This is a genomic window from Bradyrhizobium sp. dw_411 (assembly GCF_018449695.1).
Lineage (GTDB): Bacteria > Pseudomonadota > Alphaproteobacteria > Rhizobiales > Xanthobacteraceae > Bradyrhizobium.
In genome coordinates this window covers 47267-72611 of record NZ_JAAVUY010000021.1, presented here as the reverse complement: position 1 = coordinate 72611, position 25345 = coordinate 47267, and the positions used below count along the sequence as shown (strand labels likewise).

Annotated in this window: 29 protein-coding genes, 1 tRNA gene and 1 pseudogene; 13 read left to right on the top strand and 18 right to left on the bottom strand. The window is 59.9% G+C overall.

The features are described 5' to 3' along the window. Positions 1 to 98: 98 nt before the first annotated feature. From HB676_RS28730 to HB676_RS28720, 3 genes are all read left to right on the top strand, one after another. Positions 99 to 680: a beta-1-3, beta-1-6-glucan biosynthesis protein gene (locus HB676_RS28730; protein WP_213741911.1), complete on the top strand. Its 582-nt coding sequence runs from the start codon at positions 99 to 101 to the stop codon at positions 678 to 680. Between the two features lie 196 nt (positions 681 to 876). Continuing rightward, the gene (locus HB676_RS28725; RefSeq protein ID WP_213741862.1) at positions 877 to 3552 is read left to right on the top strand and encodes a glycosyltransferase; all 2676 of its coding nucleotides are present in this window, start codon (positions 877 to 879) and stop codon (positions 3550 to 3552) included. A 149-nt stretch (positions 3553 to 3701) separates the two neighbouring features. Beyond that, positions 3702 to 3777 (top strand) — tRNA-Lys (locus HB676_RS28720). A gap of 325 nt (positions 3778 to 4102) precedes the next feature. On the opposite strand, the gene HB676_RS28715 is transcribed toward HB676_RS28720, so the two are convergent. Further along, positions 4103 to 5053 (bottom strand): ImmA/IrrE family metallo-endopeptidase, encoded by a 951-nt coding sequence (locus HB676_RS28715; protein ID WP_213741861.1) that lies wholly within the window; start codon positions 5051 to 5053, stop codon positions 4103 to 4105. 709 nt (positions 5054 to 5762) lie between these two features. Here HB676_RS28715 and HB676_RS28710 point away from each other — a divergent pair. Continuing rightward, the gene (locus tag HB676_RS28710; RefSeq protein ID WP_213741860.1) at positions 5763 to 6134 is read left to right on the top strand and encodes a cupin domain-containing protein; all 372 of its coding nucleotides are present in this window, start codon (positions 5763 to 5765) and stop codon (positions 6132 to 6134) included. A 6-nt stretch (positions 6135 to 6140) separates the two neighbouring features. On the opposite strand, the gene HB676_RS28705 is transcribed toward HB676_RS28710, so the two are convergent. The 5 genes from HB676_RS28705 to HB676_RS34140 all read right to left on the bottom strand — a co-directional run bounded on the left by HB676_RS28705 (position 6141) and on the right by HB676_RS34140 (position 8760). Further along, the gene (locus tag HB676_RS28705) at positions 6141 to 6392 is read right to left on the bottom strand and encodes a hypothetical protein (RefSeq protein ID WP_213741859.1); all 252 of its coding nucleotides are present in this window, start codon (positions 6390 to 6392) and stop codon (positions 6141 to 6143) included. A gap of 311 nt (positions 6393 to 6703) precedes the next feature. After that, entirely contained in the window at positions 6704 to 6961 is a 258-nt protein-coding gene (locus tag HB676_RS28700; RefSeq protein ID WP_213741858.1) for a hypothetical protein, read from the bottom strand. Between the two features lie 283 nt (positions 6962 to 7244). Next, positions 7245 to 7619 carry a winged helix-turn-helix domain-containing protein gene (locus HB676_RS28695; protein ID WP_213741910.1) on the bottom strand — a complete coding sequence of 125 codons (375 nt, stop codon included), beginning with the start codon at positions 7617 to 7619 and terminating at the stop codon, positions 7245 to 7247. A gap of 180 nt (positions 7620 to 7799) precedes the next feature. Further along, the gene (locus tag HB676_RS28690; protein WP_213741857.1) at positions 7800 to 8624 is read right to left on the bottom strand and encodes a hypothetical protein; all 825 of its coding nucleotides are present in this window, start codon (positions 8622 to 8624) and stop codon (positions 7800 to 7802) included. Between the two features lies 1 nt (position 8625). Continuing rightward, a complete protein-coding gene (locus HB676_RS34140) occupies positions 8626 to 8760 on the bottom strand; it encodes a hypothetical protein (protein ID WP_275944977.1) in 135 nt (44 codons plus the stop codon). 213 nt (positions 8761 to 8973) lie between these two features. Here HB676_RS34140 and HB676_RS28685 point away from each other — a divergent pair, with 213 nt between their 5' ends. The 5 genes from HB676_RS28685 to HB676_RS28670 all read left to right on the top strand — a co-directional run bounded on the left by HB676_RS28685 (position 8974) and on the right by HB676_RS28670 (position 11690). Then, positions 8974 to 9369, top strand: coding sequence for a hypothetical protein (locus tag HB676_RS28685; RefSeq protein WP_213741856.1), 396 nt, complete (start codon positions 8974 to 8976; stop codon positions 9367 to 9369). Positions 9370 to 9461: 92 nt separating this feature from the next. After that, positions 9462 to 9749: a hypothetical protein gene (locus HB676_RS28680; RefSeq protein WP_213741855.1), complete on the top strand. Its 288-nt coding sequence runs from the start codon at positions 9462 to 9464 to the stop codon at positions 9747 to 9749. 227 nt (positions 9750 to 9976) lie between these two features. Next, positions 9977 to 10564, top strand: coding sequence for a formyltransferase family protein (locus tag HB676_RS28675; protein ID WP_213741854.1), 588 nt, complete (start codon positions 9977 to 9979; stop codon positions 10562 to 10564). 267 nt (positions 10565 to 10831) lie between these two features. After that, positions 10832 to 11191 carry a hypothetical protein gene (locus HB676_RS33965; RefSeq protein WP_249780519.1) on the top strand — a complete coding sequence of 120 codons (360 nt, stop codon included), beginning with the start codon at positions 10832 to 10834 and terminating at the stop codon, positions 11189 to 11191. After that, entirely contained in the window at positions 11136 to 11690 is a 555-nt protein-coding gene (locus tag HB676_RS28670) for a hypothetical protein (protein ID WP_213741853.1), read from the top strand. The genes HB676_RS33965 and HB676_RS28670 overlap by 56 nt, the downstream gene beginning before the upstream one ends. Before the next feature lie 232 nt (positions 11691 to 11922). On the opposite strand, the gene HB676_RS28665 is transcribed toward HB676_RS28670, so the two are convergent. Further along, a complete protein-coding gene (locus HB676_RS28665) occupies positions 11923 to 14139 on the bottom strand; it encodes a glycosyltransferase family 41 protein (RefSeq protein ID WP_213741852.1) in 2217 nt (738 codons plus the stop codon). Positions 14140 to 14498: 359 nt separating this feature from the next. On the opposite strand from HB676_RS28665, the gene HB676_RS28660 reads away from it, so the two are divergent. Next, on the top strand, positions 14499 to 15377 hold the full coding sequence (locus tag HB676_RS28660; protein ID WP_213741851.1) for a DMT family transporter: 879 nt from the start codon (positions 14499 to 14501) through the stop codon (positions 15375 to 15377). A 34-nt stretch (positions 15378 to 15411) separates the two neighbouring features. Here the strand turns inward: HB676_RS28660 and HB676_RS28655 are convergent, their stop codons facing one another. Together HB676_RS28655 and cysK are read right to left on the bottom strand one after the other, a co-directional pair. Next, positions 15412 to 15651, bottom strand: coding sequence for a BrnA antitoxin family protein (locus HB676_RS28655; RefSeq protein ID WP_213741850.1), 240 nt, complete (start codon positions 15649 to 15651; stop codon positions 15412 to 15414). A gap of 3 nt (positions 15652 to 15654) precedes the next feature. After that, positions 15655 to 16632, bottom strand: coding sequence for a cysteine synthase A (gene cysK, locus HB676_RS28650; RefSeq protein ID WP_213741849.1), 978 nt, complete (start codon positions 16630 to 16632; stop codon positions 15655 to 15657). A 235-nt stretch (positions 16633 to 16867) separates the two neighbouring features. Between cysK and HB676_RS28645 the strand changes: the two genes are divergently transcribed. Beyond that, positions 16868 to 17083, top strand: coding sequence for a hypothetical protein (locus HB676_RS28645; protein ID WP_213741848.1), 216 nt, complete (start codon positions 16868 to 16870; stop codon positions 17081 to 17083). 45 nt (positions 17084 to 17128) lie between these two features. Here the strand turns inward: HB676_RS28645 and tgt are convergent, their stop codons facing one another. From tgt to coaD, 6 genes are all read right to left on the bottom strand, one after another. Beyond that, entirely contained in the window at positions 17129 to 18262 is a 1134-nt protein-coding gene (gene tgt, locus HB676_RS28640; protein WP_213741847.1) for a tRNA guanosine(34) transglycosylase Tgt, read from the bottom strand. After that, a complete protein-coding gene (gene queA / locus HB676_RS28635) occupies positions 18259 to 19341 on the bottom strand; it encodes a tRNA preQ1(34) S-adenosylmethionine ribosyltransferase-isomerase QueA (protein ID WP_213741846.1) in 1083 nt (360 codons plus the stop codon). Before queA ends, tgt begins: the two co-directional genes overlap by 4 nt. A gap of 136 nt (positions 19342 to 19477) precedes the next feature. Further along, on the bottom strand, positions 19478 to 19945 hold the full coding sequence (locus tag HB676_RS28630) for a peptidylprolyl isomerase (RefSeq protein WP_213741845.1): 468 nt from the start codon (positions 19943 to 19945) through the stop codon (positions 19478 to 19480). Then, entirely contained in the window at positions 19921 to 20307 is a 387-nt protein-coding gene (locus HB676_RS28625) for a hypothetical protein (RefSeq protein ID WP_213741909.1), read from the bottom strand. The genes HB676_RS28630 and HB676_RS28625 overlap by 25 nt, the downstream gene beginning before the upstream one ends. Positions 20308 to 20364: 57 nt before the next feature. After that, complete coding sequence (locus HB676_RS28620; protein ID WP_213741844.1) at positions 20365 to 20946, bottom strand: peptidylprolyl isomerase; 582 nt, start codon at positions 20944 to 20946, stop codon at positions 20365 to 20367. Between the two features lie 22 nt (positions 20947 to 20968). After that, positions 20969 to 21466, bottom strand: coding sequence for a pantetheine-phosphate adenylyltransferase (gene coaD, locus HB676_RS28615; RefSeq protein WP_213741843.1), 498 nt, complete (start codon positions 21464 to 21466; stop codon positions 20969 to 20971). 301 nt (positions 21467 to 21767) lie between these two features. On the opposite strand from coaD, the gene HB676_RS28610 reads away from it, so the two are divergent. Together HB676_RS28610 and HB676_RS28605 are read left to right on the top strand one after the other, a co-directional pair. Further along, positions 21768 to 22028 carry a hypothetical protein gene (locus tag HB676_RS28610; protein WP_213741842.1) on the top strand — a complete coding sequence of 87 codons (261 nt, stop codon included), beginning with the start codon at positions 21768 to 21770 and terminating at the stop codon, positions 22026 to 22028. A 118-nt stretch (positions 22029 to 22146) separates the two neighbouring features. After that, positions 22147 to 22332, top strand: a pseudogene (locus HB676_RS28605) (KUP/HAK/KT family potassium transporter); the annotation flags it as partial. An 82-nt stretch (positions 22333 to 22414) separates the two neighbouring features. Here HB676_RS28605 and HB676_RS28600 read toward each other — a convergent pair. The 3 genes from HB676_RS28600 to HB676_RS28590 form a co-directional block, all read right to left on the bottom strand. Then, positions 22415 to 23038: a hypothetical protein gene (locus HB676_RS28600; RefSeq protein ID WP_213741841.1), complete on the bottom strand. Its 624-nt coding sequence runs from the start codon at positions 23036 to 23038 to the stop codon at positions 22415 to 22417. Between the two features lie 63 nt (positions 23039 to 23101). After that, entirely contained in the window at positions 23102 to 24571 is a 1470-nt protein-coding gene (locus tag HB676_RS28595) for an FAD-binding protein (RefSeq protein ID WP_213741840.1), read from the bottom strand. A gap of 17 nt (positions 24572 to 24588) precedes the next feature. Next, a complete protein-coding gene (locus HB676_RS28590) occupies positions 24589 to 25161 on the bottom strand; it encodes a carbohydrate-binding family 9-like protein (protein ID WP_213741839.1) in 573 nt (190 codons plus the stop codon). Positions 25162 to 25345: the final 184 nt, after the last annotated feature.

The window sequence follows — 25345 nt, the reverse complement described above, 5'->3', positions numbered from 1 at the left end:
TCATGGAATCCGGAACTGTCTCCGCCGCATTGGGGACCTATTTGAACGGCATCAAAACCGGCCGGGTCAGGCTGGTTGGTAACAAAATCGGGGAATTTATGCGTCGAGGTGTGCTTGAGTTGAAAAGTACGGTTTTGCGCCACCTCGCCGTTTCCGGCCTCGCCCTTCTGATTGGTATCGGCGGCGCCTTTGCCCAAAGCGGCAACGCCCAGGACCAGGCCCCCAAGCCCGGAGCGACCAATGCACCGGCGGCGGCGGATGCCGCCAAGGACAATCAGCGCAAGACCGATGAATTCGTCGAGGCGGCGCAGGCCATCAACGGGCCGGCCGGAAACCCCGAATGCGTCTGGCTCGGCCGCCGGGTCGTGCGCTTGATGTGGCTCGACGATCTCGATACCGCGTTCCGTCACCTCGATCTCTACGACCGATTCGGCTGCCCCGGCGGCCATGTCCAGGCGACCTTTCGTTGCCTGACCCGTTTCGGCGGCCAGATCGACCCCAAGGTGGCCGAGACGCTCAACAGCCGCGTGCATGCCTGCTGGATCAATCCCGGCGCGCAGCCGCAGGCCGCTGCCGTCGCCTCACCTGCGCCAGCACCGACAACGGCAGGTGCCGCGGCGCCCGCAACGCCGGCGGCAACGCCCTCGCCGGCCGCCTCTCCCGCGCCGGCTCCGAAGTAGTTCCAAAGTAGTTCCCGAGTCAGAGGCGCGATCCGAGATTTTCAGCATTCCGGCTCGCCTGCGCCCTGAAAACGCCACGGCGTCATAAGAGTTGTTTAATCGCGTGGCAGATATATGTTCGGTCTGCCGCTGACTTGGTCGGATCTCGGGGACGGATCCGCTTCCCTGCCATATTGACCCCGTATGGTTTGTCGCGATGCGTGCCGTCGTCGCCGTTTTATTGTTTGTCGCCGCCGCTCACGCTGCGCTTTGGGGGCTACTCCAGGAGAAGCAATCGGCACCGGAGTTCCGCGGCATCTTGCCGAGCGCTTCCTACGCGCCGTTTGAACCGGGTCACGTCGTCGGCGATACCGCCGGCGACTCCGAGAAAATTCGCGCCGATCTGAAGAAACTCTCGACCCTGACGCGGGCGCTCCGTCTGTATTCTTCGACGGAGGGCAACGAACTGGTGCCGCCGATCGCCGCAGAATTCGGCATGAAAGTCACCGTCGGCGCCTGGATCAACAAGAACGCCGAACGCAATGAGCGCGAGATCGATGCGGCCATCAATCTTGCCCGGCGCAACAGCAATGTCATCGGCGTCGTCGTCGGCAACGAGACGATTTACCGCGCCGACCAAAAGGTCGAAGACCTGATCGAGCTCATCAAGAAAGTAAAGAAATCCGTCAATGTCCCTGTAACAACAGGCGAAATCTGGAACATATGGCGCGATAATCCGCAGCTTGCCTATTCCGTCGATTTCATTGCCGCGCACGTGCTGCCTTACTGGGAGAATTTCACCGACAAGCAGGCGGTCGACCAGGCTGTCGCGATGTACCAGCTCTTGCGCGAGCAGTTCCCCGGCAAGCGGATCATGATCGCGGAGTTCGGCTGGCCGAGCGCCGGCTACAATCTGCGCAATGCCGATCCCGGCAGGTTCGAGCAGGCCGTGGTGCTGCGCAATTTCGTATCCCGCGCCGAGGCCATCGGCATGGAATACAACATCGTCGAAGCGATCGACCGGCCCTGGAAGTTCTTCGAAGGGGGCGTCGGGCCCTATTGGGGTATCCTGGACGCTTCGCTCGAACCGAAATTTTCCTGGACCGGTCCGGTCGTCAACGAGAACTACTGGAAGCTTGCGACCATCGCGGTTCTCGTCGGTATCCTGATGTCGCTGCCGATCCTGGGGCTCACCGAGGCCACCGCGATGCAGGCGCTGCTGCTCTCGGCCGCGGCCCATGGCGTCGGAGCGTGGACCGCGACCGTCTTTGCCTACTGGACCGGGCACTACTTCATATTCGGTTCAGCCTTTGCCTTGACGCTGGGTCTGATCCTGCTGGTTCCGCTGGTGTTGATTGCGATGGCGCGGATCGAGGAGATCGCAGCCGTGGCCTTCGGCCGGCCCCCTCGCCGTCTGCTGGTCAAGGGCGCCCCCGTCGCGCCGGCCACGATCGGCGAGGACATTACCTTCCCCAAGGTCTCCATCCACATCCCCGCCTATTTCGAGCCGGTGGACATGCTCAAGCAGACGCTGGATGCGGTGTCGCGGCTGGATTACCCGAACTTCGAATGCGTCGTGATCATCAACAACACGCCGGATCCGGAGTTCTGGCAACCGATCCAGGATCACTGCCGCACACTCGGCGAGCGTTTCAAGTTCATCAATGCCGAGAAGGTCCAGGGCTTCAAGGCCGGTGCGCTCCGCATTGCGATGGACCGCACCGCCGCGGATGCCGAAATCATCGGAATCATCGACGCCGACTATGTCGTGCAGCCGGACTGGCTGAAGGATCTGGTTCCGGTGTTCGCCGACCCGCGCGTCGGCCTGGTGCAGGCGCCGCAGGAACATCGCGACGGCGACCGTTCCCTGATGCACTACATCATGAACGGCGAATATGCCGGGTTCTTCGACATCGGCATGGTCCAGCGCAATGAGGCCAATTCCATCATCGTGCACGGCACGATGTGCCTGATCCGGCGGGCGGCGATGGAGATGGCCGGCGGCTGGGCCGGCGACACCATCTGCGAGGATACCGACCTTGGCCTCGCGATCATCGAGCATGGCTGGCTGACGCATTACACCAACCACCGCTACGGCCATGGGCTATTGCCCGACACCTACGAAGCCTTCAAGAAGCAGCGCCATCGCTGGGCTTACGGCGGCTTTCAGATCGTCAAGAAGCATTGGCGGCGCTTTCTGCCGGGCGCGAGCCGGCTTTCGCCCGACCAGCGCCGCGAATTCGCGCTGGGCTGGCTGAACTGGCTCGGCGCCGAAAGCCTCGGCGTGGTCGTGGCGATCCTCAACCTGATCTGGGTGCCGATCGTCGCGTTCGCCGACATCGCCATTCCCGATCGGATCCTGACGCTGCCGATCATTGCCTCCTTCGTGGTCTCGCTGGTGCATTTCGTTTCGATGTATCGCGCGCGCGTCCACATCAAATGGGGCCAGATGCTGGGCGCCATGATCGCCGCAATGTCCGTGCAATGGACGGTGTCGCGCGCGGTCGCCAACGGGCTGATCACCGAACATCTGGCATTTGCGCGGACCTCCAAGGGCGGATTTTCGCTGATGTCGGTCGAGTTCCAGGCGTTCTGGGAAGCCGTCATCGGCGTGCTGCTGCTGATCGGCGCCGCCGTCCTGGTCGTGACCAACAGCTTCAAGGAAGTCCGCGAAATCTACATTTTCGCCGGTGTGCTGGTGCTCGAAAGCCTGCCGTTCCTCTCGGCCGTCGCGATCGCGATCCTCGAGAACTCGCGGATCAATTCATTCCCGTTCTGGCGCAATACCGGCATCCGGACCGCCGAACTGATCGGCCTGCGCCCGGTCGCGATGCCCTCGGTCGTCAACACCTCCCAGCCCGTGGCTTCGGAGGTTCGCCGGGAAGCCAACTGATCGGGGGAGAGTTTTCCCGCGGCGGCCCGCTTGAAGAAACCTCGCTAAAATACCGGATTGGCATGGAAATCCGGGTTTTCCCGCCCAATATTTGCGCGCTTTCGCGCTATTGACCCGCACCCAACCGCCCCCTACACAGCGCGGCAAGTGAGCGCGTAGCTCAGGCGGTAGAGCACGTGACTTTTAATCATGGGGTCGAGGGTTCGAGTCCCTCCGCGCTCACCATGAAAATCAACATCTTTCGACGACACTCGGCGGCCTTCATTCCCATAAAACGGAGGGATCAACCACCAATCACGCGAATCAAGGATTTCGGCTACCCTTGGTTCCAGCTCCCGCTTGCAGCAACCCCAGTTAGCCAAAAATGTTCATTTCAGCCGAAACTCTCGACGACATACTGCTTGAGCTTTATCCGGCGCTTCTTGCCCGGTCGAAAGACACGGTCACGGCTTCACGCGGCGAAACAACTGAGGTCATAGGCGCGCTTATCGAAATTCGGAATCCTCGCGCCCGATTGAGCCGTTCGGAAACCCGGGGAAAGCTATACAGTTCATTGGGCGAATTGCTCTGGTATTTGTCCAAAGATAGGTGGAATGAGAACGTTAGCAGCAAACGAATTTGCTTCAGCCTCTAATTCTCCCGCTATTCCTGGTTCACCGTCAATGAAGGTCATCGATGATTTGTGCAGCAAGAGGTGTCCGAGTTCGTGAAAAAAAGTGAACCAAAAATGATCATCCGATAGATATCTAAAGCTTAGAATCACCATCGCCTTGTTGCGCGAGATAAATTTTGTAGCGCCGCTTGCCCGACAACCGGAGGGAGCGCGGACGAAGACAACAGCGACCCCCGCTTCGGCACAGAACTTCCTGATGCGCGGCATAAAATAAGCCAGTGACTTAGTCTTGGTTAAGACTCTAATGTTCTCAATTGATTTTCGAAGACGCTCGGGGTGCCAAGCTGCGCACGGAATGGCGGCCGCCTCTATTTCACCTCGACGTAACCAAGCCGAGATCGCCCCAACCTTGGAAGTAAATGTTGGAGAGGTACGAAACGCGGTTTCGTGCATGGAGCGCTCGTACCTATCGCTCCACTCTTGCGGAGTATTCACACCAAAATAGGCCAAATAAGCCTGAATTAATTCGTCGCGCTTCGTATTTCCGTCGACCCAGCCATAGTTGACAATATCTTTGTGGGGAAAGAGATCGACCCACTCCAATCCGGTCTCTTTCGGAACGGCTTTAGCGGCTCGTGAAAGTGCTTCGATATATTTTGTTTGACGCGTGCGCCAAAAGGACGGCGTTCCGCCGACGTATTTAGATAGTCCCCCGGCTAGCTTATCATCGACGGCTATTGCACCCGAGAGAAGTCCTTGGATAACAGAGCGTTCACAACCAAGTTTCCGAGCTAAAACTTCAGAGGTGAGTTCTCGCTGTTCCATAAGCGTCAGTAGCGTATCGCCCGGCTTAGAGAACCAGTCCGGTTGAAAAGAGACTTCAGGCATCAGCTCTCTCGATTCTAGTAATCTTTAATCTCGTAGTGCTAGCCCAATCAGGCGGAGTTGCGCCTGCCCCAAGATTGCGCGGGTGCCCTGCTCTAAAAACGATCGAATGGCCGGCTCTCATGCGGAAACACTTTTCGGAATCCCCCAGATCGGTGATTTGGCCTCCGAATGTTGCGTCAAAATCAGCAAATGTATCAAACGCTTCAATGTCAGCGAGAATCTGCGAAAGTTCGAGCGCTGCGTCATCACCCAACTGGGCTCTGGCTTCGTCACGTTTTTCGCAGATTTCACGTATTTCGGCAGATGAGGATGACAGCTCCAATCGATTGCCCTTGAGCTGGGATAGAGCCGCATAACCGTGCCCGTGCAATAGTGCCCTGTGGAAAATGCTACCAGTTTTCCGATTCGCGCAACTCTTACGGGAGTTTGTGCCCCTTTTCGCCCTCCTTATAGCCGTACAGACGGCCGTTCGGGAGGGGGCGGACTTGCACCTCACCTTCCGCACATGCCCTGCTGACGCCTGAATGTCCGCCCCGTCCATAACGTGGGTGCCCCGTATTGCGCCGCCCTTATCCGCACGAACAAGTTGGACTAGCTGCCGCAGCATGAATCCGGCACACCTTTGAAATTCACCGCCGCAGATACCGGGATAATTTCGTGATGACGATCTTCGGTGCCGCCGATCAACTTAAAAACGGGAGGACTATCCATGCTCCGCTTAGCAACCATCTTCTTCATCGCGATGGCGTCCACCGCGTTCGCGCAGACCAACCGGACCGAATTGAAGCGCGCCGATCTCACGGGTACCGACAAGGAGATCATCATCGCCGTTCTCGAAGTGCCGCCCGGCAGCAAGATCGACCGGCATACGCACCCCGGCGAGGAAGCGGTGTATGTCCTGGAAGGCGCGACCTTGCAGATGCCCGATGGCAAAGAAGTTACGCGTCCGGCTGGACAGGCCGGCGTCAACGTCCGCGATGTGCCGCATGCCGGCTACAAGGTGATCGGCGACAAGACGCTAAAACTGTTGACGGTGCATATCGTCGACAAGGGCAAGCCGATGACGATCCCGGCGAACTAAATTAAACTACGGCCGCGCGAGTCCGACCGTGGTGGACTCGTGAACCGGCACGGTCTGCGGCACAACCATATGAACCGGCAATTCCGTGGGTGTCACGGACGCGCCGGCCTTTGTCGCGATCGCCGACGTGATCATGCCGTCGCCATGCCCCTGTGGATCGCTGCGAAGGTCCGACCACAGGCAAAATGCGCCCAGCGCCGCCACAACAGTGGCGATGATCACAGGGATCAGCTCGCGGCGTTCATGTTTGACCGGCATAGTCTCGCTCTTCGTTCGATTGATAGTTCGACTGGTTTGATTGATTCGACTGATCGGCTCGACTGGGTTCGATCAGTTCGAACGCTTGGGCACGTCTTTGCCCGGATTCGTTTCAAATCAGTTAACGATGTGATGCAGCAACGCACGATCACCTTCAAATCAAATATTCGAAGGCGCGCACTCGGATGATGTCTTGAGAAAGATGATGTCTCGGGAACGATGATATCTTGGGGAATATGTCTTCGGGAATCCGCAGCGGCCGGAATTACCCAGACAAAAAGCGGATGAGTTCTAACTCATCAAAACAGATTCTAATGTTGTCCGTCCTCAAGGCCGTATTCGCGATAGATGGTCAGGGGATCGAGGTCGGGAAACAGCCGGCATTTCGCCTGGGCCATATGCAGGTTGACCGTTCCGGGCTGGGAACCCGCCGTCAAAAGCTTCTTGACGTCTTCCATGTGCGCACGCGGTTGATGTTTCGAAGGAAGCTGTTCCAGCGCGATCAGCGCCGTTGCCAGGGCTTCCGTTACCACCCACTCGTCGTGGCCTGTGATTCCCTTTTTTGACATTTGGACCATCCCCGAATTTTGTCTGTCGCAGGAAACCCAACGCCGCTTTGGCAACTTCCAGAACTGCCCTCAAACCCTTTACCCGGCCGGCACACTTGTCTTGCAGCGTGAAAGCACGGACGGATGTTTTACGTCGATCTCGACATTCTGATGACGCGTCAGCCTACGCAGCGCCGTGGCCGTGGGGAAGTAGCGGCGGCAAAGAAACCAGCCGGCGTGACCAGCCACCGTCAGACCCCTTGGCATAGCGGGGATCAGACGGGATCGAACTGCTTGAGGCCATTCAGGCTTTTCGGCGAGAGTCCATGTCGGCCCGCAACGCCAGCAGCTCCTTGCGGGCGGCGGTCTCTGCCGAGCGCTCGATTTTCCGGTAACGGGTCACGAGAGACAGGCCAAACGGCGTGAGAACCGCACCGCCACCATTCTTGCCACCGGTTTGCCGCTCGACGGCGGGGCGTCCGCAGATGTGGTTGATCTCATCCACCAGATCCCACGCCCGCTTGTAGGACATATCCATCGCGCGGCCCGCGGCCGAGATCGAACCGCAGGCGTGAATGGCTTCAAGCAGTTCGATCTTGCCCGGCCCGATGCGCCCTTCGGCATCGAGATCGATGCGAACGCTGAGCGTTGGAAGCGACGTTGCGGAAGACTTTTGCATGCCCGGCTGGCTCATGTTCGTTCTCTGCCATGACACTACCGCTTCTGCATCGGCGGCCGCAATGGCTGAACTCACACCGTTGCCATTTCCAGGCCGGAACAGTTGCAATTGAGCGCCAGACCAGTCGATGCCGGCAGCCGCATCGCTGGTCCGCCGGCTCAACTCACGCTTGGATCGACTTCAATAACAACTGCGCGGATCGACCTGAACGTACTGTCCCGACGGATATTTGTAATAGCAATTGCCTTGCGCCAGATAATAGCCGGGCCGCGCCGCAGCCTGGGCACCCGCGATCGCGCCAACCGTTCCGCCGGCGACCGCACCGGCTATCGCCCCGCCCGGCCGCCCGGAGATCAGACCACCGAGCAATCCGCCGACAATGGCGCCTCCCACCGCGCCCGAGGCCGCATCCGGCGGACCCGGAGGTGGCGGCGGTGGAGGCGCATAGGCTCCGGGCGGCGGATAACCGCCCACGACCGTTCCATCATCCGGTCCATCCGGACCGCCGCCATCATCCACGAACTCAAGATCGGACACATAGGCCGGCGGACCGTCCATCCGTTGCGGATAAAAATACCAGGCGCCGCCAACGTCCCACCACCAGCCATAGCGCCCATTGTGCATTTCCTGGCGCCAGCGTCCGCCCTCCCAGGCCATACGGCCGTGATAGGCGTGGCCGCCGAAATTGCGGGCCGGCGCGCCGCGCGCAAAACGCCCGTCCTGAGGCCCCCGGCCCGGCACCCCCGCGGGGCGCCCTGGACCTGCGGGACCTGCTTGTCTTGGAGCCGCTTGTCCTGGACCCGCTTGTCTTGGACCTGGCTGCCCCTGGCCTGGCGGATGCGCACCCTGCACTGCCGGCCTGGCTGGGCCTCCCTTCGGCGGGGGTCCTTTCGGGGCTTCCTGCGCCTGCGCCGACAGCGCAAACGCGGTCACGATCGACACCAGAGGGAGGATGATCCGAGAGCGCTTTGATGTGCTCCTGGATTTGTTTCCGGATGTGTTCATGTCACGCTGCCTCCATTTCGATGCCGCAGGTCAGAAAAGCCGTATTTGGAAAAGCCGTATAGCGCGATAATGGAAACAGCGCCGCCGCAAAAAACCGCTCGATCAACAATTCTGCGACATTGCTGACGGGGTTCACGCATTTTGTCTTGTTAAAAATCAGTAAGATCGCGTATCGAGCGGTCGTTCTAGCGTGTCGCGGTCCATCGCCTTAATCCGCAAGGGCGGCGAGATCTCGGCAGCCAAAAACGCGCTGGCGAAGCCAGGCAGCGCCTTGTAGAGAGCTTCGACTCAAGACTTCGACTAAAGGCTTTGACTCACGATTCGGGATCGAGGCGAAGGGGAAAATGACATGAAGAAATTGCTGGCATTGATCGTCGTGCTGTCTACCGCGGCAGCCTTTGCGCAAACCCCGCCTCAAGACGACGGCGCAGAGACGGCGCCCGCGCCGGCGGCAAAGGCGAAACCGCACAAGAGCGCCGCCGCCGCGTCCAACCGATCGATCGCCGAGAAGCTTCAGGACTGTCTGACGCTCGACGACGGTACCAAGGACCGTCTGGATTGCTACGACGGCGTCATCCCGCCGAAGCCCAAGCCGAATCCGCCGGCCGCGAAAGGCGTGATGGACTGCAAGTTCGTCAAAGAGCAGGATGACCGACTGACTTGCTTCAACGGATTCGCCGAATCGATTCCGAAATTCGGACGCGATAAACCGGGCAGCAAAGCAGGCAGTAAATCGGCTAAATAAACGACGTCATCACGGCCAAATAATCCTGCTTTACGTCACGGTCATGCGTGGCTCATACGTGAGGCGCAATACATCCATCAGGGGAGAAACGAATGAACAAGCTTGTCGCTCTTGCTTTCATCTTGGGACTGTCGGGCAGCGCCGTGCAGGCCCTGCCGCTGGCGCCTGACCAGGCTCCGGCCAGCATGATCATCAAGGTCGCCGAAGGCTGCGGTCCGGGCTTTCATCGCGGTCCCTATGATCGATGCGTGCCGAACCGCCGCGAAGTCGTCGTCGTTCCCGGCGCGGTTATCGTGGAACCCGGCCGCGGTCCCTGCGGCGGTGCCGGACGTCATCGGGTCTGCTACCCGGATGGCCGTTGCGTGATGGTTTGCAACTGATCCGCACGCCAAATCGCGGCTATCACGACACGAAAGACCGCCTCCGGCGGTCTTTTTGTTTGAAAGGGCCCTGCTTTCAGGGGTAATGACCCGAGGGCGCCGCCGGCGCATTGTCCGGCCTGGCCGGGTCCTGTTGATAACCCGCTGCCGCCATTTCCGGCGGCGTGACAGACGCCTGCGACGTGTTATCGACGGGGCAGATGTCTAACCCTGACGGAAGAACCTCCATGCGGATCACCCTCGTCGGCTCCCGCCATTTCGGCGTGACGACACTGGCCATGCTGCGTCAACGCGGTGTCGATATCGTCAGGGTCGTGGTCGCGGACGCCGATGACCGGCTTGCCGCATCGGCCCGCGCCGCCGGGATCGAGGTCGCCGTGCAGGCCGACCCCAAGCTGGTCGTGGCCTCGGAAATCGCCGACGGGACCGACCTGATTGTCACCGCGCACAGCCATGCCCGCATCAGCCGCGAGGCCCTCGCAGCGGCACGGCTCGGGGGTATCGGCTACCATCCCTCGCTGCTGCCGCGCCATCGCGGCATCGCGGCCGTCGAATGGACGATCCGCGAGGGCGATCCGATCGCCGGCGGCAGCGTCTACCATCTGGCCGACCGCATGGATGCCGGGGCCATTGCGGCGCAGGAATGGTGTTTCGTCAAAAAAGGCGAAACCGCCCGCGAGTTGTGGGAACGCGCGCTGGCGCCGCTGGGCCAGAAGCTGCTCGGCGAAGTCGTCGATTACGCCAAGGCTCACAACGCCCTGCCCGGCAAGCCGCAGGACGAGCAGTTCGCGACCAAGGCCCCAAGCCTCTCTTAGGGCCTGTCGTAAAAAGCCTGTCCTGAAAGAGCCTTTCCTAAGCTGAGCCTATCCGGATCAAAGCTGGCCTGTGAGAAGCTTCGAGCCGTAGACACCGGCCTGCCGCGATGTCCCGCGGCCGGCATTTTTTCGTTCCGGGGCATGGAACTTATTTGCCCTTCAAATCTTTGTTTCCACAGGAACTTTCGAACTTGTCGCGGTGCGGCAAGCTCTCACCACATTTTCCAGAAATAAGCCGGGTCATCACAGAGATCGGGGACCATAGTCATGCGCCATCATCGCATCCGATACGCTTTTTTGAGTTCTGCACTCCTGGCCGCGACCAGCCTTGCTGTCACACCCGCAATCGCTCAGACCCCCTATGATGGGCTGTGGCAAGTCACGATTGTGACCAAGGCCGGGTCCTGTGAGCCTTCGACGCACTCGACGCTCACGGTCTCGGACGGTAAGATTACGGCTCCCGGCACCGATGTCTCCGGCAGCATCGGGCGGGAGGGACTTGTGCGCGTATCCATCCATGGTGCATATGCGAACGGTCAACTCAGTGGCAATGCCGGACGGGGGAAGTGGAATGGAGCATCTGCAGGCGTACCGTGCAGCGGTCATTGGGAAGCGTCACGGCAATAAGGCTGCGGCTCCCCTCGCGATTGCGCGTCGGCTGATATTCGCTGTCGTCACCTTGTTCGCGGCGTCCATCTTCAGTTCCGCGAGCCACGCGCAAGCGGGACCGTTCGCAGGCATGGCCGGTAACTGGTCTGGTGCAGGTACGGTCACACTCGACGACGGGTCGACCGAACGCATTCGCTGCCGCGCATCTTACGCCGTGGGCGCCGGCGGCAATGGCCTCCAACAGAGCCTGACCTGCGCCAGCGACAGCTATAAATTCAATATCGTAACCAATCTCACGGCACAGGGCTCCGCGGTTTCCGGAAGCTGGAGCGAGACCAGCCGGAACATCAACGGCGCCATCGAAGGACACTCCAGCGGCGGCAATTTTCAGGTCACCGCGACTGCACCTGGCTTTTCGGCGAGCATCTCACTGGCGACGCGCGGCAACAAACAGTCCGTATCGATCAAGGCCGAGAGCCAGTTTAAGGGCGTCTCTATTTCGATGTCCCGCACCTAGAGCCTATCGGTTCTGATTGAATCAGAACCGGACTCTAGTCCTTTGTTTTGACGCGTTTTCTTCACGCGAACCGGCATCCACTTCGCTCGAAAACGCTCTAAAGCATCGATCTTTTGCTCCACAAAAATGCCGGCGGAAACCTTTCCGCCGGCATTTTTGTGTGCGCGGTCGACTTACGCCGCCGGAACGCACGGGGGTGACTGGGAAACAGGCCAGTGCCCGTTGCGGCGGTTCAGACCTCAAGTTCACCGCAGTGCTTCTGCCACATTGTTCGATACGCCTCTTCTACAGCTCTCGTATAGGCGACGGGGCTGCAGCGCGATGCAATGAGGTCGGGCAGTTCGTGGCGAATTTTGCTGAGCTGCTCAGGGGTCGATCGCAGCGCGATCTCCAAATATTGATCATCGTCGACGGCGACCCAGTCGGTCATTCCGATCGCGGACGAAATGGCTCCGGCTAATCTGCTGGTCGGCCCATTGCCGAGTTTGGCCACAACCGGAACCCCCATGTGCAATGACTCCCATGTGGAGATGCCTCCGCCGTGCGGGAACGGATCGAGGCAAATATCGACTTGACGATAGGCTGCCAAATGTTCCTCGCGGGAGGTCGATCCCATCAAACAAAGCCGATCGGGGGTAATTCCGTGACTGGCAAACTTCTCAACGAGACGACTGCGGATGGCCGCATCGTCGATATGATAATCCTTGATTAATAATCTTGATGTGCTGTTCGATCGCAGAATCCTCGCCCACAGGCTAATCGCAGCAGCGGATATCTTGCTTATCCTGTTCAACACGCCGTAGGTCACATATCCGTTTGAGAGCACGGGCGGCTGCGAAGATCGCAACTCTGTTCGTGTGGGCTCCATGGTAATCGCGCATGGAAGATCATGGATCTGCTCCGCGAAAAGATGACGAACCTCCGCGGGAATCATGACCGGATCGGAGAACAGATAATCGATCGTTGGCAGGCCGGTGCCGTTCGCATACCCCCATGCGCTCACCTGAATCGGAGCGGGTTTCTGCGCAAAAATGCGGAGTCGATTGCCTTCCGCATGTCCGGATAGATCAATCAAGATGTCGACCTTGTCAGCCCGGATGCAGTCCACGAGCTGATCGTCGGACCACTGCAAGACGCTTCTCCACCGGTCGGCTACCTGCCGGAAGGAATTCGTGACGTCATCCTCAACGGGCGAACCGCAATAACAGATGACTTCAAATCGCGTTTTGTCGTGGTTCACCAGTACAGGCCGGTAACACAACGCGGCAGAGCGGTGTCTGAACTCGGCGGAGACATAGCCTAAGACAATTCGTCTGGCCGGATCGCGATCGTTTTCGTGTCGCGCAGCGTAATTCTTTGAAATTTTCGATCCTATTTGACGCCACCATTCCGACCGCGACGCCTGAAGTAATGCAAAATCACCGTCGTCCTTGAAATCCTCCACGAAGATCCTGCCCGATAACGCGTATTCAAGGTCTGGCTGGATCGTGAGCGCCTGATCGAAGAATGCGAGGGCCGTTTTTGTGTCGCCTTGAAGCGCATGTCCGAGACCAAGCTGCGTAAGCGCCTTTGCACTATTCGGCTCGATCGCAAGCGCGCGATGGCATGCTGCCAGGGATTCAGTCACTTCTCCGGTCAACATCAGAATGTTGGCGCGGCCGAGCCAGGCCAGGGCGAGCTTGGGGTTGATCGATATCGCCTTGTCAAAACTTGCCAGCGCCTGGTCTCGCCGATTGAGGACGAGCAGTGCTTCGCCGCGGTTCACCCAGGCCGCGGTATCGTCTGGATCGATTGCGAGCGCCCGATCGAACTCGACGATAGCCTTTTCTACCTGCCTCGAATCCTTGAATGCTGCGCCACGATTGGTGAGGGACGACACGTGAGCGGGATTCGCCGCAAGAATCCTGTCGTAACACGTGATGGCTTCTGCAAATCTCCCGAGATGGTGCAAGGCATGGCCTTTATAGGTCAATGCGTTCACGTGATGCGGATCGAGGACGATGGCGTTGTCGAAACCTGCGATCGCTTCCGGGAAACGGCCGAGTTCCAGCAGCACATTGCCCCGCTGGAAGTGCGCCTCGACGAAATCCGCCTTCATGGCGATGAGCTTGTCGAAGCAGGCCAATGCCTCGTCCTTGCGTTGCGCAACGGCAAGGACGACGCCCAGCGCGTAATGAGTAAAAGCGGCCTGCGGATCGAGCAAAAGAGCCCGCTTCAGCGAGCGCTCTGCCGTGAGTGAATCGCCCATCTGGTGTGCGCACACGCCAAGCGCATGCCAGGCTTCAAAGTGGTGCGGGCGTTTCTTTAATATCTTTCGGTAGCCTATCTCAGCTTCGGCAAATTGACCCGACTGATGACATGTTCTGGCTCGAGCGAATAAGGTCGCGACGTCGTCACTCTTCCGATATATCTGCCCCGGGCTGACAACCTTCTGTGCAACTGAGTTCATCTGACCGTCTCGCTCCGCGATGCCGATATGGTCTCAAAGAACCCTTCCTAGCTTGCACCGGATGATTCCGCACCGGAATAGAACCTCAACGACGATCGTTAAGAAGTTGTTAACTATCCTCAATTGGAGAACAGGACACGCGAACCTGTATCCGCCCCGGATCAAGTCCGGGGGCAGGCTTCGCTCGAAAACGCCTTGGCTAGGCCGCCAGAACGAAGGCGGTGACTCTCCCACCCCCAAAGTGACGCGCAAGCCTGCATCGGCAGATCTGCCCGTTGCAAATCGGCACGAGGTCGCCGATACCGCCTGCCCGCTCTCTCCTTCGCTGCGTTTGCGCACCCCGACTGGCACCTCACCTGATGGACCGAACACCTTCCAAACCAAAGGCCGCGCTATGGATGGCGGGCTGGCTCTGCCTGATGCTGATGGTGGCGGTCGCCGCCCGCGAGTCGTTGCGCGAAGTGAACGTGTTTCAGCTCATGCAGATGCGCTGCGTGCTCGGCTTGCTGATGCTGTATCCGCTGATCCACATGAATGGCGGATTTGCCGTGATGACAACGTCGCGGCCGCTGCAGCACATCTCGCGCAGTCTGGTTCACTACGTGGCGCAACTCGGCTGGTTCTTCGCGCTGATGCTGATTCCGCTGGGTCAGTTAGTTTCGATCGAATTCACGATGCCGATCTGGACCGCGATCCTGGCCGCCAGCTTTCTCGGCGAGCGCATGACGGTCTGGAAAATCTCGGCGATCGTATTGGGCTTGATCGGCGTTATCGTCATCGTTCGCCCCTCGACCGGAGAGGTCAATCCCGGCCAGTTGATCGCGCTTGTCGCCGCCGTCGGATTCGGAATCTCGGTTGCGATGCTCAAATCCCTGACCCGCACTGAATCGACGGTCGCGATTATCTTCTGGATGCTGGTGATCCAGAGCGTGGCCGGCCTCGTTCCCACGATCTACGTCTGGGTATGGCCCTCGGCCTATACCTGGGGATGGCTGGCTGTGGTCGGCTTCTGCGGCACGTTCTCACACTACTGCATGGCGCGCGCGATGCTGCATGCCGATGCCACCGTGGTGCTGCCGATGGATTTCCTGCGCGTGCCGCTGACTGCCACGGTCGGCTGGCTGATCTACGCGGAACAGCTCGATATGTTTACTGTGCTTGGCGCGGCGCTGATCCTCACCGGCAATCTCCTGAACCTGAAAACCCCCGGTCCGGTTGCCGCGTCTGTAAGTGCCTGATCGCCAAGCTTGAGCGATCAAGCCATTTCCAACATTATTTCCCCGCCGCCTTTCGCAGCGCATCGTTGATCCGGTCCTGCCAGCCCGGCCCGCCTTCCTGGAAGTGTTCGAGTACATCCTGATCGATCCGCAGCGAGACCATCTCCTTCACGCTCGGCAACGCGGTTTTCTTCGGCGGCAATTCCGGCGTCTTGGTGGTGACCTTCTTGAACACGGACTCGGCTTCGGTACGCGCGTCATTCAGCGTTCTCGGTCGTCGCGGTTGGTCAGGCACAGGCTAGATTCCCTCAAACAGGGCGGTCGACAGATAGCGTTCGGCAAAGGACGGCACAATCGCCAGAATGGTCTTGCCGGCGCTTTCCGGCCGCTTGCCGATCACCAGCGCCGCGGCGATCGCGGCACCCGAGGAGATACCGCCGGCGATACCCTCGTTGCGCGCCAGCGCGCGCGAGGTTTCGATCGCGGTTGCGCTATTGACCTTGACGATCTCGTCGATCACGGAGCGGTCGAGAATATCCGGAACGAAACCCGCGCCGATGCCCTGGATCTTGTGCGGGGAATGCTGACCGCCTGACAGGACCGGGCTTTCCTCCGGCTCGACCGCGACGACCCGCAGCGAAGGCTTGCGCGGTTTCAGCACCTGCCCCACTCCGGTGATGGTGCCGCCGGTACCGACCCCGGCGACGAAGTAATCGATGTTGCCGCCGGTATCGTTCCAGATTTCCTCCGCAGTGGTGCGGCGGTGAATTTCGGGATTGGCGAGGTTCTTGAACTGCTGCGGCATCACCGCGTTGGGCGTCGTGCGCACCAGCTCTTCGGCCGTCGCGATCGAGCCCTTCATGCCCTGGGCGGCCGGCGTCAGCACGATTTCGGCGCCGAGAAACGCCAGCATCTTGCGCCGTTCGATCGACATCGATTCCGGCATCACCAGTTTGAGCCGGTAACCGCGCGACGCCGCAACGAAGGCCAGCGCGATGCCGGTGTTGCCCGAGGTCGGCTCGATCAGCACGGTATCGGCGTTGATGATGCCGGCCTTCTCCATCGCGATCACCATCGCAGCGCCAATACGATCCTTCACGCTGACGGCGGGGTTGAGATATTCTAGCTTGGCCAGAATGGTCGCGTGCACACCGTGCTGCTGCGGCAATTTGCGCAGGCGCACGATCGGCGTATCGCCGACCGCGTCCACAATGCTGTCAAAAACCCGGCCTCGGCCGGGACGGTGCACTGCACCCGTGGTGGACGATGGCTCCATAATGGACTCCTGTGGCCGCGATCGGTGTTGATGAAAAGCCTCTGCGACAAGCGCTTCTTGTATTAGGGGCTGCGCGCGGGCGTTGCGCAAGTCGAAATCGCTGCGTCAAAAACTCGCTGCATTGCAAAATTCAAAGTGATTCTAAATAACGCAAAACCAACGCATTTGTGTTGCGACACGGTCAAACAAATAGGTGTATGGTTGGGCTTCAGGCTCAGATCGCAAGGAGGTCACGATGGCAGCAGTTGCTGAAGTCCGCTCGACCGTCGCGCATAACCCCGATCCCCGTGGTTGCGATCTGCCGACATGCCCGGTTTGTGCGGACTCCATGGTAGCCGCTGAAGCGTCCGCGTATCTCGCCGACAATTTCGTCAGCTACCTGTGGACCTGCGATACCTGCGGCTATGGTTTCGTGACCAAGCACGCGCTCAAGCGCATGGCTTGCAATTAAGTTTTCGGCAACGTTTCAGCCCGTCGCTTGTGAGCCAGTCACAGCTCAGCGTGCTGCAATGTCGCCTTGCGCCCAGGCGGCGCGTGTCTGCGCGCGAAAATCCTCGAACGTTCCCGCCGATATCGCATCCCTGATGCCCTGCATCAGATGCTGATAATAGGCGATGTTGATTTCCGACAGCAGCATCGCGCCCAGCGTCTCGCCCGATCGCACGAGGTGATGCAGATAGGCCCGCGAATAGCCTGACGTGGCCGGCCAATGGCTTTCCTCGTCGAGTGGCCGCGGATCGTCGGCATGGCGGGCGTTGCGCAGGTTGATCTGGCCGAACCGCGTGAACGCCATGCCGTGACGGCCGTTGCGCGTCGGCATCACGCAATCGAACATGTCGACGCCACGCGCGACCGCTTCCAGAATATCCTCCGGCGTGCCGACGCCCATCAAATACCGCGGACGGTCCTGCGGCAGGATCGGCTCGACCTCCTCGATCATCGCGAGCATCACCGATTGCGGCTCGCCGACCGCAAGACCGCCGATCGCGTAACCGTGAAATCCGGTATCGACCAGGCCTCGCGCGCTGGCCTGGCGAAGTGCGGGCACATCGCCGCCCTGGGCGATGCCGAACAGCATGTATCCCGGCGGCGCCGTCTCGAACGCGCGCTTGCTGCGCTCGCCCCAGCGCAACGAAAGCTGCATCGCGCGCTCGACATCGCCGCGCTCGGCCGGCAACCGCACGCACTCGTCGAGCTGCATCGCGATATCGGAGCCAAGCAGCCGCTGCACCTCGATCGAGCGCTCCGGCGACAATTCGACCTTGGCGCCGTCGATATGCGAGCGAAAGGTCACCGCGTGTTCGCTGAGCTTGCGCAATTGCGCCAGCGACATCACCTGGAAGCCGCCGGAATCCGTCAGCATCGGCCCGTTCCAGCCGGTGAAGGCCTGCAACCCACCGAGTGCTGCGATCCGCTCGGCGCCCGGCCGCAGCATCAGATGATAGGTATTGCCGAGCACGATATCGGCGCCGGCGTCGCGAACCTCCCGCCAATGCATGCCCTTCATCGCGCCCGCGGTGCCGACCGGCATGAACGCCGGCGTGCGCACCACGCCATGGGGCGTCGTCAACCGGCCGGTGCGAGCCTTGCCGTCGCGGCCGCTGAGTTCGAAGGAGTTCGCGAGGGTCATCCGTGAGCCTTATCAGGAAACAGCAGGCAGGCGTCGCCATAGGAGTAGAACCGGTAGCCGTCCCTGATCGCATGGGCATAGGCCCGTTGCATGGTGTCGAGGCCTGAGAAGGCCGACACCAGCATGAACAGCGTCGAACGCGGCAGATGAAAATTGGTCAGGAGGATATCGATCGCCCGGAAACGATAACCCGGCGTGATGAAGATCGAGGTCTCCCGCGCGAACGGCTGGATAATGCCGTCTTCGGTCGCGGCGCTCTCCAGAAGGCGCAGCGACGTGGTACCGACCGCGACGATGCGCCCACCCTTGGCACGCGCCGCATTCAAGACACCAGCCGTCTCCGCGGAAATGGTGCCCCATTCGGCATGCATCTTGTGACCGGCGGTGTCGTCAACCTTGACCGGCAGGAAGGTCCCTGCCCCGACATGCAGCGTGATCCGGTTGATCCCGATGCCGCGTTCACGCAGCGCATTTTCCAGCTCAGGCGTGAAATGCAGGCCGGCGGTCGGCGCCGCGACCGCGCCCTCATTGACCGCGAACATGGTCTGGTAGTCGTCGGTGTCGCGTGCGTCGGGCGCTCGCTTCGAAGCGATATAGGGCGGCAGCGGCGGGCTGCCGAGATCGGCGATTGCCTGATCGAGCGTCGGCCCGTGAAAGCCAAATGACAGCGTGATCTCGCCGTCCTCACCCTTGTGCTCGACCTGCGCGTCGAGATGGCCGAGCAGGCACACCTTGCCTTCATTGCCGAACCGGACCACGTCGCCCTGTGTCAGTTTCTTGGCCGGCTTGACCAGCGCCTGCCAGCGCGAGCCATCGAGGCGCTTGATCAGCGTTGCTTCGATCTTCGGTTCGGTCTCGCGGCCGATCCGGCGTCCCCTGAGCTGCGCCGAGATCACCTTGGTATCGTTCACCACAAGCTGATCGCCGGGCGCGAGCAAGAGAGGCAGATCCGCGACAATGCGGTCTTGCAAGCCGCTGTCACCTTGCACGACCAGTAGCCGCGCGGAATCCCGCGGGCTGGCCGGACGCAGCGCGATATTGTCCGCGGGAAGTTCGAAGTCGAAGAGATCGGTGCGCATGGACTAGCTTGTCATTGCCGGACTTGATCCGGCAATCCATCTGCTGCGAAGAAGCTCTTCCGAAGATTGATGGATACGCGGGTCATCTGCGCGAAGACGCGCTTCGCGCTTTCGCCCGCGTATGACGATCTGAGCTTTACTCAGCCGCATCAAGCGCCATGTGCGCCTTGACGATCTTGTCGGGATCCTTCACCGGCTCGCCGCGCTTGATCTTGTCGACATTTTCCATGCCGGACGTGACCTTGCCCCAGACCGTGTACTGGTTGTTGAGGAACGAGGCATCGTCAAAGCAGATAAAGAACTGGCTGTCGCCGGAATCCGGATTGGCGGCGCGCGCCATCGACAGGGTGCCGCGGACATGCGGTTCCTTGTTGAATTCCGCCTTCAGCTTCTTGCCGGAACCGCCGGTTCCGGTGCCCTGCGGGCAGCCGGTCTGCGCCATGAAACCGTCGATCACGCGGTGAAATACGATGCCGTCGTAAAATCCCTCGCGCACCAGTTCCTTGATCCGCGCCACATGGCCGGGCGCCAGATCGGGCCGCATTTCGATGGTGACCGGTCCCTGGGTGGTTTCGAGGATCAAAGTATTTTCGGTGTCAGCCATGCTCTCTTCTCTATGGGTTGGGGAGGAAGTTTCCCGTTGCGAAATAGGATTCTGAGCGGACGGCCCGCAATGGCGCCGCCCATCCCTTCTGTAAATGGCATCGGCGTGCAGCGCTGCAACGTCTCCATCACGGCAATCCGGTACATCAGCCGGTCGTTGTCGGTGGCCTGTTCCGATTCATAAGTGATCTTCGGATGCCCGAAGATGTTGCCGTCGCGGTTGAAGCTCACAATCACGGTGATGTCGATACCGGGATTGGCGCTCAACGGCGGTGGCGGTTTCCAGCAGGTTCGAAGCCGCTCGAAGACCTCGCGCAGCGTGTTAACCTCACCGGGTTCCGCCTGCGCCGAGATCGGCAACATCAACAGCAGCGCGGCCGCAAACCGAAACTTAGGAGTGCGACGCCGCGCCACCGGCGATCACTTGATGTCGGATGCGACTTGCACCTTCACCATCTTGTCCGGATCAGGCACCACGCCGCCTGACGAACCCGGCGGAGCCTTTTTGAGCTTGTCGATCACGTCCATGCCCGACACCACTTCGCCAATCACGGTGTACTGGTTGTTCAGGCTCGGGGCGTCGGCGAACATGAAGAAGAACTGCGAATTCGCGGTATCGACGCTGTCGCCGCGCCGCGCCATGCCGACAATGCCGCGCTTGAACGGAACGGTGGAAAACTCCGCCTTCAAATTGGGATATTTCGATCCGCCGGTGCCGTTGAAATTCTGGCCGTCGCCGGTTTGCGCCATGAAGCCATCCATCACGCGGTGGAACGGGACGTTGTTGTAATAGCCTTCACGGGCCAGTTGCTTGATCCGCTCGGCGTGCTGGGGCGCGAGATCGGTTCGCAGCTTGAACACGATCCGGCCCTTGGTGGTGTCGATGACGATCGCGTTCTGCTTGTCGAGACCGGCAGGAAGCGGTTGCGCCATGGCGGGAGCCACGGCGATGGCGGGGGCCACGCAAACCAGCGCGGCGAGAACGGCGAGAATTCGGATCATGAAGGCTCCAAAAAGGTAAAAGCTAGCCGGCGAATTTGGTCTTGAGACGTTTGGCGACGGCCTTGGGGACGAAGTTCGAAACGTCGCCGCCCATCCCCGCGATCTGACGCACCAGTGTGGCGGTGATCGGGCGGACGGTCGGCGAGGCCGGCAGGAAAACCGTCCGGACTTCCGGCGCCATGGTCTCGTTCATGCCGGCAATCTGCATCTCGTAGTCGAGGTCGGTTCCGTCCCGCAGGCCGCGGATCAGGATGGTAGCCCCGGCCCGCTTCGCGGCTGTGACGGTCAGGTCGTCGAAAGTAACGCAATCGAAGCCGCATCCGGCGCTGGCGGCCACCGGCCCGAACACCTCCTTGACCATTTCCAGGCGTTCGTCGGTCGAAAACAGCGGTTTCTTGCCGGGATGAAGCCCAATGGCGACCACCAGACGGTCACACAGGCCGACGGCATGCCTGACAACGTCCAGATGGCCGTTGGTGACGGGGTCGAATGAGCCGGGATACAGCGCGATGCGGGGCATAAATCCGTCTACCCCGCCCCGGGCGGCCCCGCAAGCCGGTCCGGTTCCCGGCTTCGGCGCGTAAAGCCCGGTTTTTATATTTAGTCGGCCACTGAACCAGTCGCAGGGTCAGCGCGTCTTCCGTGCAAGACGGTTTTGTTTCGTCGGAAACAGACGACGAAACAAAACTCCGGCGGGATGAAACCACTTTTGTACCCGGCGAAGACATCCGGAAACCGGCGCTGCGTATCACGTCACCAACGAAACGACGGGCCAATGGCCCAGCCGAAACGGGCCAAAGGCCCAATGACAGGGGACCGTCATGATCAAGACTCTTTCAGCCGTTGCCATTGCCGCGTTTGCCGCTGCTGCCCTCACCGTTCTCCCGGGCTTTGCTCCGCAAGTTGAAGCCAGCGTTCCGCATGCCCTCGCCAAGGGTGACCGGCTGGATATCCACACCATGGGCACGGGTTGCTCGCAGAAAGCCTGGCCGAACTTCGAAGCTTCCTGCCTGCGCGTTGCCGGAACCAAGAACTCGACGATCAGGGAAGCTCGCCTGGTGACGGCAGACCGCACGCCGTAGAGCAGCGCCCAACCATCCCCGAACCATCCCTGTGGTAATTTGCGGCGTGACGTCGCAGACCGGCATCCAAACGCGCCCAAGCCGGCGGTAAGCTGGCGGGCGCGGTACCTCGGGGGGCATGCCAGTGACCCCTACACCCGTAGCCGCTTCAACCAGCTCCAACCCGCTTCCACTCACTGCTACGCTCGGCGCGCTCGGGGTCGTCTACGGCGACATCGGCACCGGCCCTCTTTATGCGCTGAATGAAGCGGCCAAGGCCGCTGCCCATGGCGGCCCGCTCGTGCCGGAGGCAATCCTCGGTGTGACGCAGTCCTTCGCCGGATAGCGCCGGGGTATGTAAGGAAGTTGCGAAGGGTGGCTTAAATTTATGGACGTCGTCGCGCGCGCTAGCTGGTCAGCTCTTGAACTTCAAAATGCACTTGTTTCGGATCGGATGGTAGGAGTTTTCCATCGCCACCGCGTTCGAAGAATTGAAGCTGCGTGTTTTTTGCGAAAAACGTTTTATCGGTGACGTAAGTAACTATCTTCGCTGTGAATGGGTAGAGCGGCGTCTCGAATGAAGGCATCTGAATAGCGATACCGAGCTCACTTCTTAAGTCGTCAGCGAACTGCGCGACAGTTTCGGCGACATCAAATTTCCCAAACCTGCGGTTTGTGGCAGTGACTCGGGTTCCTAAATATCTAAATTCCTGTGCTTCGTTAAACTCGTAAGCCAACGCTGCTTGCAGGGAAGTCTGTCGGTCCGTGTTTCTGAGGACGCCGTGCTTTCTGCTGTCGACCACATCGCTGAGCTTCTGCCTTAAGGCCTCGCTTAAACTCGATGCCATCTGCGTTTGGCGGCCAAGGACCGCCTCGGGGAAATGATAGGCTGCCGTGGCCGCTTCTTGGGCGAGTACAATCACGTCATTGTAATTTTCCTGGATGCAAACGTTTTCTGCACACCTAGCTTGAAAGCGCACAAGTGGGGTCAAGACTTCATGATAAAATCGATGTTCGATCGGTTCTGACATCAGGTTGGCTCGCCAAAGATATCGAGTTCCCTAAACTTTATTCGATTCGTGCGGCCGTGCGCCCTAGCTCAGCGGCACGCTCTGGGCATGCTTGAAGATGTTTTTCGGATCGACTTCCGATTTAATCTTCATCAGCCTCGGCAAATTGTCGCCCCAATACGCCTTGGCGTAGCCATCGCCGAGATCGAGATCGCAGTAGTTCACATAGCATCCGCCTGAAACGAATGGCCGCATCGAATTATACAGCGTCCGCATCATCGCGATGTTGCCATTGGTGGCGCCGGCACTGTCCCACTGCATGAAATATTGCATCACATATTTGGTATTTCCACGGTGCACGAAGGCGGTCGCGTCGGCGGCGATCTTGTTGATCGCGCCGCCATAGGTATCGCAGAGTACGGCGATCTCTCCCGGCGCCTTCACCAGCCCCTCCAGCAGCGTCGTGATCCCCTGCTCGGTCATGGCGTCGGTGACGTAGTCGGACTTTGCCTTCATCAGGACGGAATCCGGGTTCGGTTCGCCGCCGTCGAAGATCGTGGCCGCCTGATGAAAGGTCAGCGTCCGCGTACTGACGATATTCGCCGCACCGGCCAGAGTTTGAAGACGCTTCAGTTCGGCCTTCAGGCTGGTTTCGGATTGCACCGACAACCCGGCCATGTGCACCGTGATCAATCCGCCCTTCGCCTTGGTCAGATGAAGCGTGCCGGTGATCGACGACGGCATGTTTTCGAGCCATTGCTGCCAGGCCTGCACGATCTTGACCGCTTGCGTGACCGGCTTGGTCCAGGTGATCGCGAATTTGGCGACCATGTTGACCGAACTCGCTCGAAAATTGAAATTGGTGACGACACCGAAATTTCCGTTGCCGCCACCGCGCAGCGCCCAGAACAGGTCGGGATTTTCCTGCGCGCTCGCGGTCAGGATTTTGCCGGTGGCGTCGACCACCTCCATCGACAGGATGCTGTCGCAGGCGAGACCAAAGGGGCGCCCCAATAGCCCAAAGCCGCCGCCCAGCGAGTGGCCCGCAACTCCGACCGGGAAACAGCTTCCGGCCGGTATCGCCAGATGGCTTGACGCGAGCGCGTCATAGACCGATCCGAGCTGCGTACCGGAGCCGATCGAAACCGATTTCTTGTCGCCGGAAAGCTTGATCGCCTTCATTCCGCGAACATCGATGACAAGATCGGGACTTTGCGAAAATCCTTCGTACGAATGACCGCCCGAGCGGATCGCGAAGTTCACCCCGTTGCTGGTGGCCCACAGGATGGTCGCACTGACTGCCGCGGCGCTGCTGGCCACCACCCGCACCCGCGGCGTGAGCTGCGTTCGCTTGGCGAAGGAAATGTCGAACTGCTGGCTGGTTTTGGTAACGGGAATCAAAACCATATCTTTTTTGGGATCGAGCTGGGCCTGCAGCGCCGCGATCGGCAACGCTGTGTCGGCCTCGGCCTGACCAGCCGACAACAACGTCCCACCGACAATGAGCTGCGCCGACAGGCCACCCGAAGCTTTGAGGAAATCGCGTCTTTTCATGTCGTCCCCTTCCGAACCTATTCACATTGAAGCAGCGGCTGAAAAAACTGCGGTTGATGGAAGTTGGGTTTTTTGGCCTTTGGCAGAAATGAACTCCAGAAGCTTTGCTGTGCATGTTCCAGAATGGAATAGAAATTCCCGCGGATTTTTTTGGGATCGCCGTCCCATCCCAGAGGTTTCAGGGGAATTTTCAATTCCGCGGTCCATCCGCCCGGCGCGAGCGTCGCGGTTGAAACGAGGCCGAGATCGACGCCTTCCTGAAAAGGTTTGCCGCCGCCGGGGATCCTCACCTGAAAGGTCTGGTTGAACGGCGACACTTCGAATTCGAAATACGGAAATCCGGTTTCCGAAAACGTCACGAACAATTCCACGACGTCGAACATGTAGGGAAATTGTTTGGGGCCGAGAATCTTTTTGGCATTCAGCGGCGCCGTGACGGCATAGTTCACGGTCAACATATCGTCCGCCAGCACGGCTTTCACCTGCACCGGCTTCCTGAGAACCGACTTCACAGGCGCGACCAGCGACAGGTCGCAGGCGAAAGCATTCGCGGAGGTCAGCAACATCGCAATGACAATGAGGGACTTCATGACGCCCGAGCCGGATAAGCGATGATGACGCCGCAAGACTTGTTGTCACCCGGAACGGTCGCGAAGGCCGTCCCGGAATACACAATCAGTAGCCTATCGGTTGTTCGATCGTATGACTAGCCGAGGTTGCATTACGGTCAAAAGTACTTCTGAGGTTTTAGGCTGTGTTTGACTGCAGGTCCTA